General features: G+C 34.9%; 14 protein-coding genes and 1 riboswitch. Of the genes, 2 read left to right on the forward strand and 12 right to left on the reverse strand.

Going from position 1 to position 13,874, the window contains the following annotated elements; all coding sequences use genetic code 11:
• Positions 1–3: 3 nt before the first annotated feature.
• From ACZ76X_RS07030 to ACZ76X_RS07045, 4 genes are read right to left on the reverse strand one after another with little or no spacing between them, the layout of a single operon-like run.
• Positions 4–483, reverse strand: a complete 480-nt coding sequence (locus ACZ76X_RS07030; protein ID WP_479850022.1) for a LysM peptidoglycan-binding domain-containing protein — start codon at positions 481–483, stop codon at positions 4–6.
• A gap of 22 nt (positions 484–505) precedes the next feature.
• The gene (locus ACZ76X_RS07035; protein WP_098670540.1) at positions 506–1,069 is read right to left on the reverse strand and encodes a CPBP family intramembrane glutamic endopeptidase; all 564 of its coding nucleotides are present in this window, start codon (positions 1,067–1,069) and stop codon (positions 506–508) included.
• Positions 1,069–2,598: a RecQ family ATP-dependent DNA helicase gene (locus ACZ76X_RS07040; protein WP_479850023.1), complete on the reverse strand. Its 1,530-nt coding sequence runs from the start codon at positions 2,596–2,598 to the stop codon at positions 1,069–1,071. The genes ACZ76X_RS07035 and ACZ76X_RS07040 overlap by 1 nt, the downstream gene beginning before the upstream one ends.
• A complete protein-coding gene (locus ACZ76X_RS07045) occupies positions 2,588–3,649 on the reverse strand; it encodes a YpbB family protein (protein ID WP_479850024.1) in 1,062 nt (353 codons plus the stop codon). Before ACZ76X_RS07045 ends, ACZ76X_RS07040 begins: the two co-directional genes overlap by 11 nt.
• 295 nt (positions 3,650–3,944) lie before the next feature.
• Here ACZ76X_RS07045 and ACZ76X_RS07050 point away from each other — a divergent pair, with 295 nt between their 5' ends.
• Entirely contained in the window at positions 3,945–4,193 is a 249-nt protein-coding gene (locus tag ACZ76X_RS07050) for a ferredoxin (RefSeq protein ID WP_001151996.1), read from the forward strand.
• 124 nt (positions 4,194–4,317) lie between these two features.
• Here the strand turns inward: ACZ76X_RS07050 and ACZ76X_RS07055 are convergent, their stop codons facing one another.
• Positions 4,318–4,896 (reverse strand): ECF transporter S component, encoded by a 579-nt coding sequence (locus ACZ76X_RS07055; protein WP_479850025.1) that lies wholly within the window; start codon positions 4,894–4,896, stop codon positions 4,318–4,320.
• A 162-nt stretch (positions 4,897–5,058) separates the two neighbouring features.
• Positions 5,059–5,198: riboswitch (FMN riboswitch) on the reverse strand.
• Positions 5,199–5,442: 244 nt separating this feature from the next.
• Between ACZ76X_RS07055 and ACZ76X_RS07060 the strand changes: the two genes are divergently transcribed.
• Positions 5,443–6,129: a hypothetical protein gene (locus ACZ76X_RS07060; RefSeq protein ID WP_000711800.1), complete on the forward strand. Its 687-nt coding sequence runs from the start codon at positions 5,443–5,445 to the stop codon at positions 6,127–6,129.
• A gap of 30 nt (positions 6,130–6,159) precedes the next feature.
• On the opposite strand, the gene ACZ76X_RS07065 is transcribed toward ACZ76X_RS07060, so the two are convergent.
• From ACZ76X_RS07065 to resA, 7 genes are all read right to left on the reverse strand, one after another.
• A complete protein-coding gene (locus ACZ76X_RS07065) occupies positions 6,160–6,774 on the reverse strand; it encodes a peptidoglycan DD-metalloendopeptidase family protein (RefSeq protein ID WP_479850026.1) in 615 nt (204 codons plus the stop codon).
• An 84-nt stretch (positions 6,775–6,858) separates the two neighbouring features.
• Entirely contained in the window at positions 6,859–7,440 is a 582-nt protein-coding gene (locus ACZ76X_RS07070; RefSeq protein WP_342718764.1) for a cob(I)yrinic acid a,c-diamide adenosyltransferase, read from the reverse strand.
• Positions 7,441–7,578: 138 nt separating this feature from the next.
• Complete coding sequence (gene resE, locus ACZ76X_RS07075; protein WP_479850027.1) at positions 7,579–9,354, reverse strand: sensor histidine kinase ResE; 1,776 nt, start codon at positions 9,352–9,354, stop codon at positions 7,579–7,581.
• Positions 9,354–10,070 carry a DNA-binding response regulator ResD gene (gene resD, locus ACZ76X_RS07080; RefSeq protein ID WP_000426862.1) on the reverse strand — a complete coding sequence of 239 codons (717 nt, stop codon included), beginning with the start codon at positions 10,068–10,070 and terminating at the stop codon, positions 9,354–9,356. The genes resE and resD overlap by 1 nt, the downstream gene beginning before the upstream one ends.
• Positions 10,071–10,372: 302 nt before the next feature.
• Positions 10,373–11,530 (reverse strand): cytochrome c biogenesis protein ResC, encoded by a 1,158-nt coding sequence (gene resC, locus ACZ76X_RS07085; RefSeq protein ID WP_479850028.1) that lies wholly within the window; start codon positions 11,528–11,530, stop codon positions 10,373–10,375.
• 14 nt (positions 11,531–11,544) lie between these two features.
• Positions 11,545–13,170: a cytochrome c biogenesis protein ResB gene (gene resB / locus ACZ76X_RS07090; protein WP_479850029.1), complete on the reverse strand. Its 1,626-nt coding sequence runs from the start codon at positions 13,168–13,170 to the stop codon at positions 11,545–11,547.
• 120 nt (positions 13,171–13,290) lie between these two features.
• Complete coding sequence (gene resA, locus ACZ76X_RS07095; protein ID WP_001978271.1) at positions 13,291–13,812, reverse strand: thiol-disulfide oxidoreductase ResA; 522 nt, start codon at positions 13,810–13,812, stop codon at positions 13,291–13,293.
• Positions 13,813–13,874: the final 62 nt, after the last annotated feature.

A 13,874-nucleotide genomic window follows, 5' to 3' on the forward strand; every position in this document is an offset into this window, starting at 1 on the left:
TTACTAACTCTCTTGTTTTGTGGACTTACCTTTTATCGGAATTTTTAATTCTTGCCCTACATTCACTTCATCTTCTTGTAAATCATTATACTTTTTAATTACTTCGATCCCAGTTTCATCTGAAAAATATTGCTTCGCTATACTTTCTAAAGTTTCTCCCTCTTTTACCGTATGCGTTACGACTTTCTCAGACGATGCTTCAGACTCAGATTTAGCTGAATCAAAGAAAATAACCTCAAATGCACTTTTCCCAGCGTTATTCCCATCACTTTTCACCTGAATATATTTATCTGTATACCATAAAATACTAATTGGTAGTAATATGAATAGAAATGTTAAAACTCGGACGAAAATATGGTTCATTTTAAACTTTTGTTTTTTCTCTTTATTTCTATGAATTTCACTACGCGGCGGTAAACCTTCTTTTTCTTCCACTCGCTCAACTTCTAATTCCTCTTCAAAATCAGGAATTCGTTTCCTCATGTTGTTCACCACCACCTTCCATTTATTTTCTTAATTGGAGTCCCATTATAAAATCTACAAGAAAGTGTGCAAAGATTGTTATAAACAAATTCCCTGTCCATTCAAATACATAACCAAAGACAAAACTAATGAAACAGACGAAACAAAACAAAAATGGCTTTTTTATATATCGAATATGTAATACTGCAAATACGAAACTCGCTATTACAATTCCAAAGTGCGTCTGTACTACACCTCTAAATAAAAATTCTTCTGCAAAGCCGATAATGAATGTAATAACGAGTAAATGCATAACTGACATTCCTTGAAACATCCTATCGTTAATACCCCCATCATCAAACCAAGACTCTGGAAATACTCGCATTGCAACATAATCTAATAAGACAATACCAATCGCTAACAAGCCACCTATTATAAGTATAGACATCGGTTCCCATTTCCACAGACTATACACCGATTTTATATCTCGGAATAATATATATGCTAGTAAACAACCGATACCAATAATAATGAACTGTGTGATATACAGATTTAGCCGTATTTCTTTCGGACTCATATCTTCAATATTATGCCTTTGAATGTTCATCATTCCCCCATCTTTTCTAGACCGAAAAGCTTTTGTAACTCTGTTTCCCAATTATAGTCGAAATCCGATTGTTGCGCTTGTCTTTTTTTATAATCTGTTTTTGTAATATGACAATAGTCACAGCAATTTTTCAACTCGTCCTCTTTTCTATAACCGAACTGTTGCAACAAATATTCACGTCTACATCCTTTCACTTGTATCCAGGATTTCATGTTTTCTAGCTCACTATATTTATTACGTAGCCTTATTTCCACTTCAACTATTAATCTGTTCATAATTTCATCTGACAAGCTCTCTAACATTAATTTTCGCTGTTGTATAATTCCAAGCCTCTCTAAATGATAGCGGATGAAACGCCAATATTGTTCATTAAATCTTGCTGCATTATAACAAATTTCTTCTACCTCTTCTATTGGTAATTCTTTCGTTTGAAACATTCTTTCTTGTAGTAAAGAGAATAAAAATTGTATTTGTGACTGACTTGGCAATTCATCTTCAATGATTGAAATTGGTAAATCGTGGTCTAATGGACTACATAGTAAGATAGCTATACTCGGTTCACCATCTCTTCCAGCTCTTCCGATTTCTTGTAAATAAGAAGCTATATTAGTTGGGTAATGGAAATGAATAATATATCTCGTGTTCGACTTATTAACTCCCATACCAAAAGCACTTGTACATATTACAAGCTGCAACTGGTCATTCATAAATTGCTGTTGAATTAACATACGCTCTTCATGTTCCATACCACCATGATAGAAAGCAACACCAGTAACGCCTTTTCCTCTTAAATATTCCGTTAAACGTTCTGTCCACGCTCTGCTTGAACAATATACAATCCCTGGCCCTTGCAAATACATAACCTGGTCCAAAAGCGCTTCTTTCTTCTCTTCTATCGTCTCCACAAATTGTACTTCCATCGCAATGTTTGGACGATCAATAGAGTATACATGCTGCGTCACATTCTTCAAATCTAGACTTTCTGCTATATCCTGGAGTACATCTTTCGTCGCTGTAGCCGTTAATGCTAGCACCGTAGGAGACCCGATATTCTCAATGACTACATTTAGTTTTTTATAATCTGGCCTAAAATCATAACCCCATTGCGAAATACAATGAGCCTCATCGACAACAAATAATGAAATATAAACTTTCTTCAATTCTCTTATTAACAATTCCGACTGTAACATCTCTGGCGAAACAAAAATAAATTTATATGAAGCTAATTTTTTCATCGCTTCTCTTTTTTCATGTAATGTCCGAAAACTATTAAATGCTATCACTCGGTTTTTCACAACATATTTTAATTGTGTAACTTGATCTTCCATCAAAGATAATAATGGCGATACTACAAGTACTGTTCCTTCTTGCATTAACCCTGGAAGTTGATAACACATAGACTTCCCTCTTCCGGTCGGAAGCATTGCTATAACATCTTTTCCTTCTAATAAATCTGTAATTACTCCTTTTTGACCTGGACGAAATTCAGAATATCCAAACCACCTATATAAATATTCCTCAAGTTTCATTTATACCCTCCATCCGCGCCAATACAAGACGAACTTCAAAATAAGAGATATCCTCTCCAACCGCTTGTTTCAACTCACGCAACTTACGTGTTTGTAATGTATCAATTACTCTTGTTACTTTATCTATTTTGTCTTTTTCCATAAACATCTCGATAGAAAAGTCTCTCTCTCGCAAAGCAATTTCAACAAAATGATCTTCTATCGTTGCAACCTTTAAATTTCTAATTGTAGCTATTTCTTCTAAAGAGCGCCCTTGCCTCCAAAAATTATATGTTTTTTTCGTTGATAAACTAAATAATTCAGCTCTCTCATTTGGATAAGAAATAATCTCAGCTAATAATGGAAATTCATTTTCTTTATCTCGAACTTCTTGTATAAGGAAATGAATTGTACCCCAAAATAAAAAGTACACCCTGAATGTATCTTGTTTCGTAATTTCCGCTAACTGCTGTAATGTACAACCGATACGTTCATATCCTGTTAATCTATATGTTACAATCGTCGCTTCTACCACATCACATTTCCCTAAAAGATTATGTATTTCTTCCCATAATCTTTTCGCTAATTGGCTTCGCCTATACGGCATACCTGTTAAAAAGCGTTTCACCCACACCATTATTTCTGTATCTTGTTGAATAGGAATAAACTTCGTATTATTCTGTTGTAAATTAGATATAGTTTGAATAATTAAAGATAATCTTTTCCAAAACGTTTCACCTAATTCACCATAGTGCAAACCATGTAAATGCACTGGAAAAGCATACACTTCCTCCCATGTATGTAACTGCCTTTTACCTTTAGGTGTTAACCAATATGTATTTTCATGTATCTCTTGAATCAAATCTGCTTGCAATAACTTTGCAACTTCACGGTCATACTCAGCTCTATTTAACGATTTATATATTCCAAACAAAAAAGAAATTCGAAACATATTTCCATCTTGTAACGTTTGCGAAGAACGTTTTCCCTTTAATAAATAATAAATAGAAGAAACGGTCCTTTCACCATTCAATTGTTTTAAACAATACAATAAAGTATATTGTAGTTGCATTACCGCTTCCACCCTTCAATCTAACTTAATTGCTTTTTGATACAATACCATCTACCCTTATTCATAAAACTTATCATATTGGTACTATATACTTGTATATATTCTATTGTACCAAACGAAATAACATTTACGTATTTTGAAATTCTTATGACATAATGCAAAAATTAGTTGACACTCTAATTGATAAGCATTATCATTATAATTTTATGTTGAAAAGTTTTAAAAACCGTTTTACAATAAGGTTATAATTTTTATGGCGAGCTTTTCACATACATATTATCAGGAGGGAAAAAAGATGGCAAAATATACAATCGTTGATAAAGATACTTGTATCGCATGTGGTGCTTGTGGCGCTGCGGCACCAGACATTTATGACTATGATGATGAAGGTATTGCATTCGTAACATTAGATGATAACCAAGGTATCGTTGAAATTCCAGATGTATTACTTGAAGATATGATGGACGCATTCGAAGGTTGTCCAACTGACTCAATCAAAGTTGCTGACGAATCATTCGACGGCGATGCTTTAAAATTCGAATAGTCTTTTATTAACTTCAAAAAATACCCCTCAAATGAATGAGGGGTATTTTTTGTTTTCTATTTTCATTCTCCTTAATAAAAAAACCATTAGTAGTTCCATACTACTAATGGTTTTATTTTACATTTTATGCATTTTTCATTTTTGCAAACACCCATACTTTCAGGCGTGAGAATAACGCTACAAATACAATTGTCACAACAATTCCTTTAATCAAATTAAATGGTAAAATCGCTGTTACAACCGTTGTTCTTATAGCCTCGCTAGACATAGCTGGTGAATTTAAAAACCAAGTGTAAGCTGGGAATATGATGATGTAATTTAATACACTCATGATGAGTGCCATTGTAATTGTCCCTAGCATTAATCCTGTCGTTAAACTTTTAACAGTACGATACTTTCTAAATAAGAAAGCTGCTGGTCCAATAAATAAACATCCTGCAATAAAGTTGGCAATTTCTCCAACTGGTACTCCCGTTAAACTCCCTTGAATCCCGTAATGTAAAATGTTCTTTATCGCCTCTACAATTATCCCTGCAACTGGCCCAAAAATAATCGCAGCAATTAGAGCTGGTACATCACTAAAATCAATTTTTAAAAATAGCGGAAGCCCTGGGAATGGGAAATCCAACATCATCAGTAAATATGCAATACTACTTAGCATCGCTACACTCACCATCTGCACTACACTGTTTTTTTGTTTCATCTTTCTCTCTCCTTTTCCATCGATCATCTCATGGAAAGTGGAAAGGTTCTGCTATGCCTACTTTTTCATAGAACGAAAAAACCCTTTGTGTTTTACACAAAGGGAGAATTTAAGGCACATCAAACAGACGTTCAAATCCATATCTTTTTTGAACGCTTGAACCTCCATCTTCTCCCATCCAGACTATACTGTCGGCTTTGGAATCACACCAAATCCTGCCTTAACGGCTCGCGGGCTTAGAACAAAATCACATATAGTTCATCACCGCCGGTCGGGATTTTCACCCTGCCCCGAAGATAGACCGATATTCTATTTTCCATTTCATTATACAACAACATGATCGTATTGTGAACAAAAAAATCGTAACTTATTAAAAATAAGTTATTGATTTTATATAACCAATCTATTCATTATATTTTACAATACACTCCAGATTTTTTAGTATTGGGCATTTCTCCTATGAATCCCCTAGTCATATATAATTAAAAGTGATAAGATGTTGAATTGTTAAGATAAGAACATTTTCTGGATTATGGAGGAAATGTCATGAAGAAAGAAAAGAGACACTCTATTCGAGAAGCAATGAAAAAAAACTTAAGAAAAGAATACTTTTACTTAAAAAAAGAATTACTTTTCTATTGTCCAATTGATTTAGGCACATTCTCAAGCGAGACATACTATGCTGCTTTCGATGAAGATGGCATCAGTATTTATCAGTATGATAAAAAAACAGAAAGTAAATTAAAATTATGTGAGCGTCATCCGTGGAAGAGTTGGAATAAAGTGAAGGTAGATCATTATTTAACAACTTCTCAATTTATTTTCCAAGGGGAGCGAAACTGGATATTATCCCTTTTCCAAAAAGGAAAAGAAGCTCAAAAAATAATCGAAGAGCATACATCTTTACAAACTGAAGTTGTTTCTCGCTCTTTCTTAAAAAAACTTCCAGGTTTTCGTTCTAATGCACCATTGAATAAATACATCGGCAGCATTTGCTACACTGCACTTATTGCATTTTTATTAAAGTGGATGATTCCATTTCAAGCACCACAAATCGCCTTGTACTCCATTTCAATTGGTTGTATGCTTCTTGGTTTACTTTGTTTGACAATCGGTTTAATTGAACCGACCATTGTACTGTTTCGAACAAACGAAAAAACAAGAACGAAAGTATTTTACTTATATAGCTACTTAGCTATTTCTGGATTTATATGTGTCTTTATTTTTTGGTAAAAAAAGAGCTAGTTGTGAACTAGCTCTTTTTTACTTTACATATAATTGTTGATTCGGATAAATGAGCTCTTGCTGCAGCCCATTTTTTTCTTTAATTTCTTTAACTGACATACTAAATTTCCGTGCAATGCTAACTAAAGTGTCCCCTTTTTGAACGACATATAACGATGAGGAAACAACTTCGTTTCTTTGTTCATGTAAAACAAGCAATGGATTCATCGCATTTTTTTTCGCCATCGTCCATCTCCCTTGATGAACTTCTAAATGTAAGTGTGCACCCCGAGATTCTCCTGTATTTCCTACTTCTCCAATTATTTCTCCTTTTGAAATATAATCCCCTTGGACTACATATCTCTTATTTAGATGTGCATATACAGCCTCATATTCTCCATGTTTAATAAATACAACATTTCCGTAACTACTTGAATAATAAGACTTTGTTACCTTACCTTCTTGAATAGCTGCCACAGGCGTGCCGATCGGTGCCGCTATATCTATACCGTAGTGTTTTCCGTGCCTTGTCCCAAAATAATCACTTATCTGTCCTTCAACAGGCCATGTCCATCGATTTCCCTCTGCGTACACATGTAATTGAGATAAAAATAATACTGTCAATAACATGACGCCACATTTTAACACTTTCATATACATCCTCCGTTTTCTAATTACCACTATACCCTCTCTATTTTGGTATATTACAGAAAAAAGTATACAAAAAAAGAAAGTGAATCACTCCACTTCCTTCTCATTTTTATCACGAAAAACGATTGCACTGCGGTTATACTCCACATCTTTTACTTGTAATCGAGCGTTTATTACTCTAGCTACCGCAAACAAATAATCAGATAATCTATTTACATACTTTAAAACAACTTCATTTATTTTCCCTTCTTTTTGTAAAGACACTATACATCGCTCCGCCCGCCTTACAACCGTACGTGCAATATGAATAGCAGCTGCCGGCTCGCTTCCACCTGGTAAAATAAAGCGCTCTAAAGGCGGTGCTTCTTCTATATACAAATCAATCCTTTTTTCTAGGCTTTCGACCATTTCAATCGTTACTTTATAAGGAATTTTTCCTGCTACTATCGCCAAGTCTCCTCCGCAATCAAATAGTTCATGTTGAATATTTTCAAGTTCATTGTAAATATCTCCGAAAGACCCGCCTTGTAGCTTCGTCATTGCATATCCAATATGAGAATTCGCCTCATCTATCGTGCCATATGCTTCAACTCGAATATCATCTTTAGCCACTCTGCCACCTATTACACTTGTTTCCCCTTTATCTCCTGTTTTCGTATATAATTTCATCGCTTTACGACACTCCTCTTATTATTCTTCATTCGACTAAGTATAGAAAAAAAGTTCTACTATTATTTATTTAATTGATTTTACAAAAAAATAAAAAACAGTAGAACTTTATTCATTATCAACTTTAAAAACGTATATCTAAATTATACGATTCGGTAAATATACAGAGAATGTAGTTCCTTCTCCAACAACACTTGAAACAGCAATTTTCCCCTCATGACCTTGCACAATATTTTTTGCAATCGCAAGTCCGAGTCCTGTCCCACCTTTTTTTCCACGTGTTCTTGCTTTATCAGCTTTATAGAAACGATCAAATAAAAATGGAATATCTTCTTCTGGAATACCAGCACCCGAATCTTGTACTTCAAAAATAAGTCCATTATTTTTCGTATCAATTACAAGCGTTACATGTCCGCCTGCATTCGTATGACGAATTGCGTTATCAATTAAATTCGTCAATACTTGTTCCATACGATCTGCATCAAACGAGTATTGCTCAATTGGATTTTGGAAATCAACCGTTAATTCGACTCCCTTATCCTTTGCAATCCCTTGGAATTTACGACCTATTTTTTCAACGAAAGGATGAATATCTACTTCACCGATATGTAACTCTACATTACCACTTTCCATACGTGCTAAATCTAATAATTCATTTACAAGTTTACCTAAACGCACGGATTCATCATAAATGATTTGAACAAATTCATTAATTTCTTCTTTCGTTTGTACAATATCATCTAATATTGCTTCACTATACCCTTGAAGCATTACCATCGGTGTACGAAGTTCATGTGATACGTTCGCAATAAAGTCCTGACGCATCTTCTCTAGACGGCGTTCTTCCGTCATATCACGCAATACAGCTACCGCCCCACGAATTTTCGTTTGGTTGTAAAGCGGCGTCATAAGTACTACATAGTTGCCTTTTTGTAAATTAATTTCAACCACCTGTTGTTGTTCGCTTTCTACAACGAGATGGAATAGTTCAACAAGTTCAGAAGGTAGTTTTTTACTGAGCTCTATTTCTTTTTCTTCTTGCCAAACTTGCAGAAAATGTTCAGCTGGCGGATTGATTACAACAACTTCACCTTCCTGATTTAACGTAATAACCCCATCTGCCATACTACTTAAAATACTAGCTAACTGTTCTTTCTCTTGCTGCAAGGCATTCATATTAAACTTCAACTGTTTTCCCATTTGATTTAAAGCCGTTGCAAGCTCACCAATCTCGTCCTGAGATACCATAGGAGCTTTCGCATCAAACTTCCCACGCGCCACCTCAAAAGCAACCTCACGCATTTTACGGAGTGGTGCTGTAATTCGAGTAGATAAGAAGAATGCAAAGAAAGTTGTTAATATAATTGCAATCCCTGCTGATAAGAATATAAAATCAGTCGTTCTCTCCATACCTTGTATCGGTACTTGTAAAGATTCGTATACGAACACCGCGCTTTGATTTTTTGACTGTACTGGTTTTCCGACAATCATAATATCATTTTCAGTGTTTTTATTCTTCCTACTATTAGAGGCTTTTCTAATGTTATTTTTAATTTCTTTTTTGTCTGTAAAAACAGCCGCTAATTCTTTATCTTCTTTCAAATTATCTATTGTAAGAGTGACTAACCCTTCTTGTTTCGGCGAAGAAGATATTTCTTTACCATCTTCCACAATAATGATCCTTGAAAGTGGATCAGAGAATTTGTACGCGATATTCTCAATCGTTTTTACATCGGCACCTTCTTCAATTAACTCCGAAACACTTGTTGCAACCTTTTGAAGCCTAGCTTCACTCATATCAACATAATATGTTCTAAAAAACTGTGAAAGTAAAATCGCAACAAATCCGAGCACAAACGAAACAAGAAGTAATATGGTCATCCATAACTTCCCTACTACACTTCTCCAAAGCATCAGTCGTTCACAACCTCAAATTTGTAACCTACGCCCCAAACGGTAACAATCATCTTCGCAGCATCTGGTGATTTTTTGCTTAACTTCTCACGTAAACGCTTTACATGCGTATCAACTGTACGTAAATCTCCGAAGAATTCATATTGCCATACTTCTTTTAATAATTGCTCACGATCAAATACTTTATCAGGCGCTTTCGCTAAGAATAATAGTAATTCGTACTCTTTCGGTGTTAAGTTCACCTCATTACCATCTGCTGTAACACGGTGTGCATCATTATCAATTGTTAAATGCGGGAACACCGTAACATCTTTTGTCGTTGTATCTTGTGTAAAGAATGTTGTTGGTACAGAACGGCGTAAGACCGCTTTCACACGAAGCACTACTTCACGTGGGCTAAATGGTTTCACGATATAATCATCCGTTCCTACCTCAAACCCTTGTACGCGGTTTACTTCTTCACCCTTTGCTGTCAACATAATAATTGGCGTCGCTTTCTTCTCACGAACCCCTTTACATACTTCAATACCATCTTTACCAGGCATCATAAGATCTAATAAGATTAAATCATAATCATTTTGTAACGCCATTTCTAAAGCTGTATCACCATTATCCGCTTCTTCAATTGTGTATTGTTCTCTTTCTAAATACATTTTCAATAAACGACGAATACGATCCTCATCGTCTACAATTAAAATTCTTGATTCATTTTCCATTTTTACCCGTTGCGTAATTTTACCACAACGGTTCACACCTACCCTTCTACACTATTATGTTGCGCTATTCTCGTTTATTTAAGCAATCTTCTAAATGTTTCACTTTCTATATTATGCTTCACAAGAATAATAAAGTTTGTTCAATTTTTTTCCAAAACTATGTATTTTTTTTGAACGGTATATAATGTCCTCGACATCATTTTACAAAATCAACCGCTACTTTGTCATGTTTTTCTCAAAAAAGAAGAAAAGTTGACAAAAATAAAATAGGAAAGTGACATTCACTCTCCTATTTTATTTCTCTATGCGTATGAATGTAAACCCGCGATAATTAAGTTTACTACAATAAAGTTAAACATAATGATTGCAAAACCAATTACCGCTAACCAGGCTGACTTCTCTCCGTGCCACCCTTTTGATAAGCGTAAATGTAATACCGCCGCATAAAAGAGCCAAGTAATAAGCGCCCAAACTTCTTTTGGATCCCAGCCCCAAAAACGTGTCCACGCTATTTGAGCCCAAATCATCGCAAAAATTAATGCACCTAATGTGAAAACAGGGAATCCAATTGCAATAGATCGATATCCAATTTCATCTAGTAAATCACTATTTGTATTTTTTACTAACGGCTGCAGCGCCGCTGATACTCGTTTCCGTAAAACAAGTCTTAATACAAGATAAAGTAACGTCCCAACTAACACTGACCAAATTACAGTATTTAATTTTTTCGCATTTACAATCGCTGGGACTTCAGCTTTTGGTTCTAATTTATTTTCTGTCAATAACTTTCCTTCATGCGGCCCCACTAAAGCCGGAAGATTGTACTTCATTTCTACTTGTTGTTCATTTTTATCAATCCATTGAAACTTCGCTTCATATTTCATACTAGAAAATACCGTTGTCACTCCAATAAATCCAACTGTACAAACAAGTGTGAACACGACAGTCTCTAACCAAAATGTACGTTTGCTTCTCGTTGATTGATCTACATTTTTTAATAAGTACATAACGCCCGTAATAAAGCTAATTGCTAATATCGCTTGTCCTGCAGCCGCAGTCGTCACGTGAATATGTAACCAATTACTTTTTAAAGATGGAATAAGCGGAGATATTTCCCTCGGAAACATACTCGCATAGGCAATTAATAAAAGCGCAACTGGTAATGCAAAGAGTCCGATTATACTTACGCGGTACATAAAATACATGACAATAAATGCTCCGACAAGCATCATGCCGAAAAACGTACCGAACTCAAAAAAGTTACTAACTGGTGCATGTCCTGACGCAATCCATCTTGTAACAAAATATACTGTTTGTGCAATAAATCCTAAAATTGTAATCGTTATTCCTATATTTGCCCATTTATGACCTTTTTCTTTAATTGCTCCCCCGAAAAATAGAGTGGCAATTAAATATAAAATAAATGCGGTAAAGAGGAAGTTACTACTTATTTGCACCATATCGTTTCCCCACCTTAACTAATTTTTTTATCGACTACTTTATCGCTTGGCTGCGGAATTGCTGTACCTTCTAGTACTCTTTCAATATCTTTCTTTAAACCGAACCAATTTTTATTCGTATGTCCTGCAATCCACCATTCATCATTAACGCGTTGTATCCAAATACGGCGATGATTCCAATACATTCCTTGAATGACACCAACCATAAATATAAATCCTCCAATTCCGAGAATCCAAAGCGTTAAATCTTTCCTTACAGTAAGTGCCGTTGCATTTTGCATTTCCACACCTGCAAACGACATTTTATATTTGTTATTCCCATCTGGTTCTATATTTTGCTGAATACCAACAAAACTCACTTCACCATCCGGTGTTTCAGGTGTAAACATTTTAAACACAAATGCAGGGTTGTTCGGTAATTTTGTTTTTGTATTTGGTCTTCCCCTCTCATCAAAATAAAAATCAGGGAAATAGCTTAATAGTTCTAAAGAATAGCCATTTCCTAAATCATATTTTTCAGTAGGATTCGTTAAATCAACTTTGATTGGTCCCCACTTTTGATTATTTTCTTTGTTTTGTAAGTTAAAGGACATACTTTTAAATTCATTCTCTTTATAATCCAATTGATAAACAGCGAACTGATCGAATTTCATTGGCTCATTCACTCGAATTTCTGCTTCTTTTACTTTTTCTAATTTCGGTTTTTCTCCTGCTATATTTCCGCCTACTGCTTTATATAATACAGCATTCGTTTGGAAGTTCTTCGCAATCATTTTATCACCTACACGATCAATCGCTTCATCAAAAACTTCCTTGTCCTTACCCTTATCATAAACTTCCTTTATAAACTTCTCATTTTTCAAATAGTATTGACCATCTGTCCCTGGTATTTCTTTCGTTTCACCATCACGTAACCAAAGCGCTTCATCTACGTACATACTCGGTAAAAAACGAAGCATCGCACCGAATAAAAAAATAATAAGACCAATATGATTCACATATGGACCCCAGCGTGAAAAACGTCCCTTTTCTGCTAAAACGTTTCCGTCTTCCACTTTCACATTATAGTTCGTTTTCTTTAAATTCATTTGGATTCTTTCTAAATCACCATCTTGCGGTGTACCAGTGCCGTATAATCGTTGTCTCTTTAAAAAGCTAGGGTGTCTTTTCACCCCTTGCTTCTTTAAAGCTTTATAAAGCGGAATGACACGATCTAAACTACATATCACAAGCGAAATACCAATTGAAGCAATTAAAATCATATACCACCATGAACCATATAAATTATTAAATCCTAATTGATAGTATAATTGCCCTAAAAATCCGTATTCTTGTTTATAGTATTCAGCTGGCGCAATTCCTGGAGTTATGTACATTTCTTGCGGAAAAATAGTTCCTATCGCTGATGCTCCTAACGTGATTACAATGAGCCATACGCCTACTTTTACAGAAGAGAAAAAACTCCAAATTTTATCGACTATCGTTTTTGTTTGCGTGAGAGATCTCCGAGCACTCCCCTCATAGCGCATATCCAATAGTTTTATATTTTCATTGCTTTCAAATGGTTTCCCGCAAGCTTCACAAAAAACAGTTCCTATTGGATTCACATGACCACATTCACACTTAATTTCTTTCAACACTCTCACCGCCCTGTATCTATATGTACTATTGTATATTCTAACCTCGAGTTACCGCAATACTCAGAATTTTTAAACCAGAGGCGCTATAGGTAAGCACCTCCTATGTAAAGGCTTTCTTTATTACGGAGTAATTTTCTTTAAATATCCTTCTAACTGTTCTTTCGTTTGTTCACCTATGATTTTCTCCACTACTTTTCCATCTTTATCAATCAAGAAGCTTGTCGGTAATGGTCCTACGCTATATGTCCCTATGATTTTTGTTCCTTTATCAATAGCAACTGGGAATTTCAAATCATATTGTTTCACGAAGTTCTTAACAGCAATTTCTGTTTCATCTGCATCTAAAGCAATAATTTCAACGCCTTTTTCTTTATACTTTGGATATAATTCATTCATATAAGGCATTTCTTTCTCACAAGGTTTACACCAAGTTCCCCAAAAGTTTAAAAATACACCTTTTCCCTTTAGGTCTTTTAATTCAATTTTCTTTCCTTCTAAATCTGTCACAACAAAGTTAGGTGCCTCTTTTCCGATTTGCATTTTCTCTTTATCAGCAAAGAATCCTTGATAAAGTGTAAATCCTACAGCACCGCTTAAAATGAGCAGAATAATAACACGAAATAATAAGCGATTTTTTTTCATATTGTCTCCCCTCTCTTCGACGAGTGATGAATATATGTATTTTTAATAAATCACCAGCGGAG

This window comes from Bacillus sp. BC05(2025), from assembly GCF_056725905.1.

Bases quoted from the DNA above. Each gene is read 5' to 3' on its own strand.
- resA (WP_001978271.1), bottom strand. From the start codon at position 13,812: ATGAAAAAAAATCGCTTATTATTTCGTGTTATTATTCTGCTCATTTTA.
- ACZ76X_RS07040 (WP_479850023.1), bottom strand. From the start codon at position 2,598: ATGAAACTTGAGGAATATTTATATAGGTGGTTTGGATATTCTGAATTT.
- ACZ76X_RS07060 (WP_000711800.1), top strand. From the start codon at position 5,443: ATGAAGAAAGAAAAGAGACACTCTATTCGAGAAGCAATGAAAAAAAAC.
- ACZ76X_RS07045 (WP_479850024.1), bottom strand. From the start codon at position 3,649: ATGCAACTACAATATACTTTATTGTATTGTTTAAAACAATTGAATGGT.
- ACZ76X_RS07035 (WP_098670540.1), bottom strand. From the start codon at position 1,069: ATGAACATTCAAAGGCATAATATTGAAGATATGAGTCCGAAAGAAATA.
- ACZ76X_RS07055 (WP_479850025.1), bottom strand. From the start codon at position 4,896: ATGAAACAAAAAAACAGTGTAGTGCAGATGGTGAGTGTAGCGATGCTA.
- resE (WP_479850027.1), bottom strand. From the start codon at position 9,354: ATGCTTTGGAGAAGTGTAGTAGGGAAGTTATGGATGACCATATTACTT.
- ACZ76X_RS07065 (WP_479850026.1), bottom strand. From the start codon at position 6,774: ATGAAAGTGTTAAAATGTGGCGTCATGTTATTGACAGTATTATTTTTA.
- ACZ76X_RS07030 (WP_479850022.1), bottom strand. From the start codon at position 483: ATGAGGAAACGAATTCCTGATTTTGAAGAGGAATTAGAAGTTGAGCGA.
- ACZ76X_RS07070 (WP_342718764.1), bottom strand. From the start codon at position 7,440: ATGAAATTATATACGAAAACAGGAGATAAAGGGGAAACAAGTGTAATA.
- ACZ76X_RS07050 (WP_001151996.1), top strand. From the start codon at position 3,945: ATGGCAAAATATACAATCGTTGATAAAGATACTTGTATCGCATGTGGT.
- resD (WP_000426862.1), bottom strand. From the start codon at position 10,070: ATGGAAAATGAATCAAGAATTTTAATTGTAGACGATGAGGATCGTATT.
- resC (WP_479850028.1), bottom strand. From the start codon at position 11,530: ATGGTGCAAATAAGTAGTAACTTCCTCTTTACCGCATTTATTTTATAT.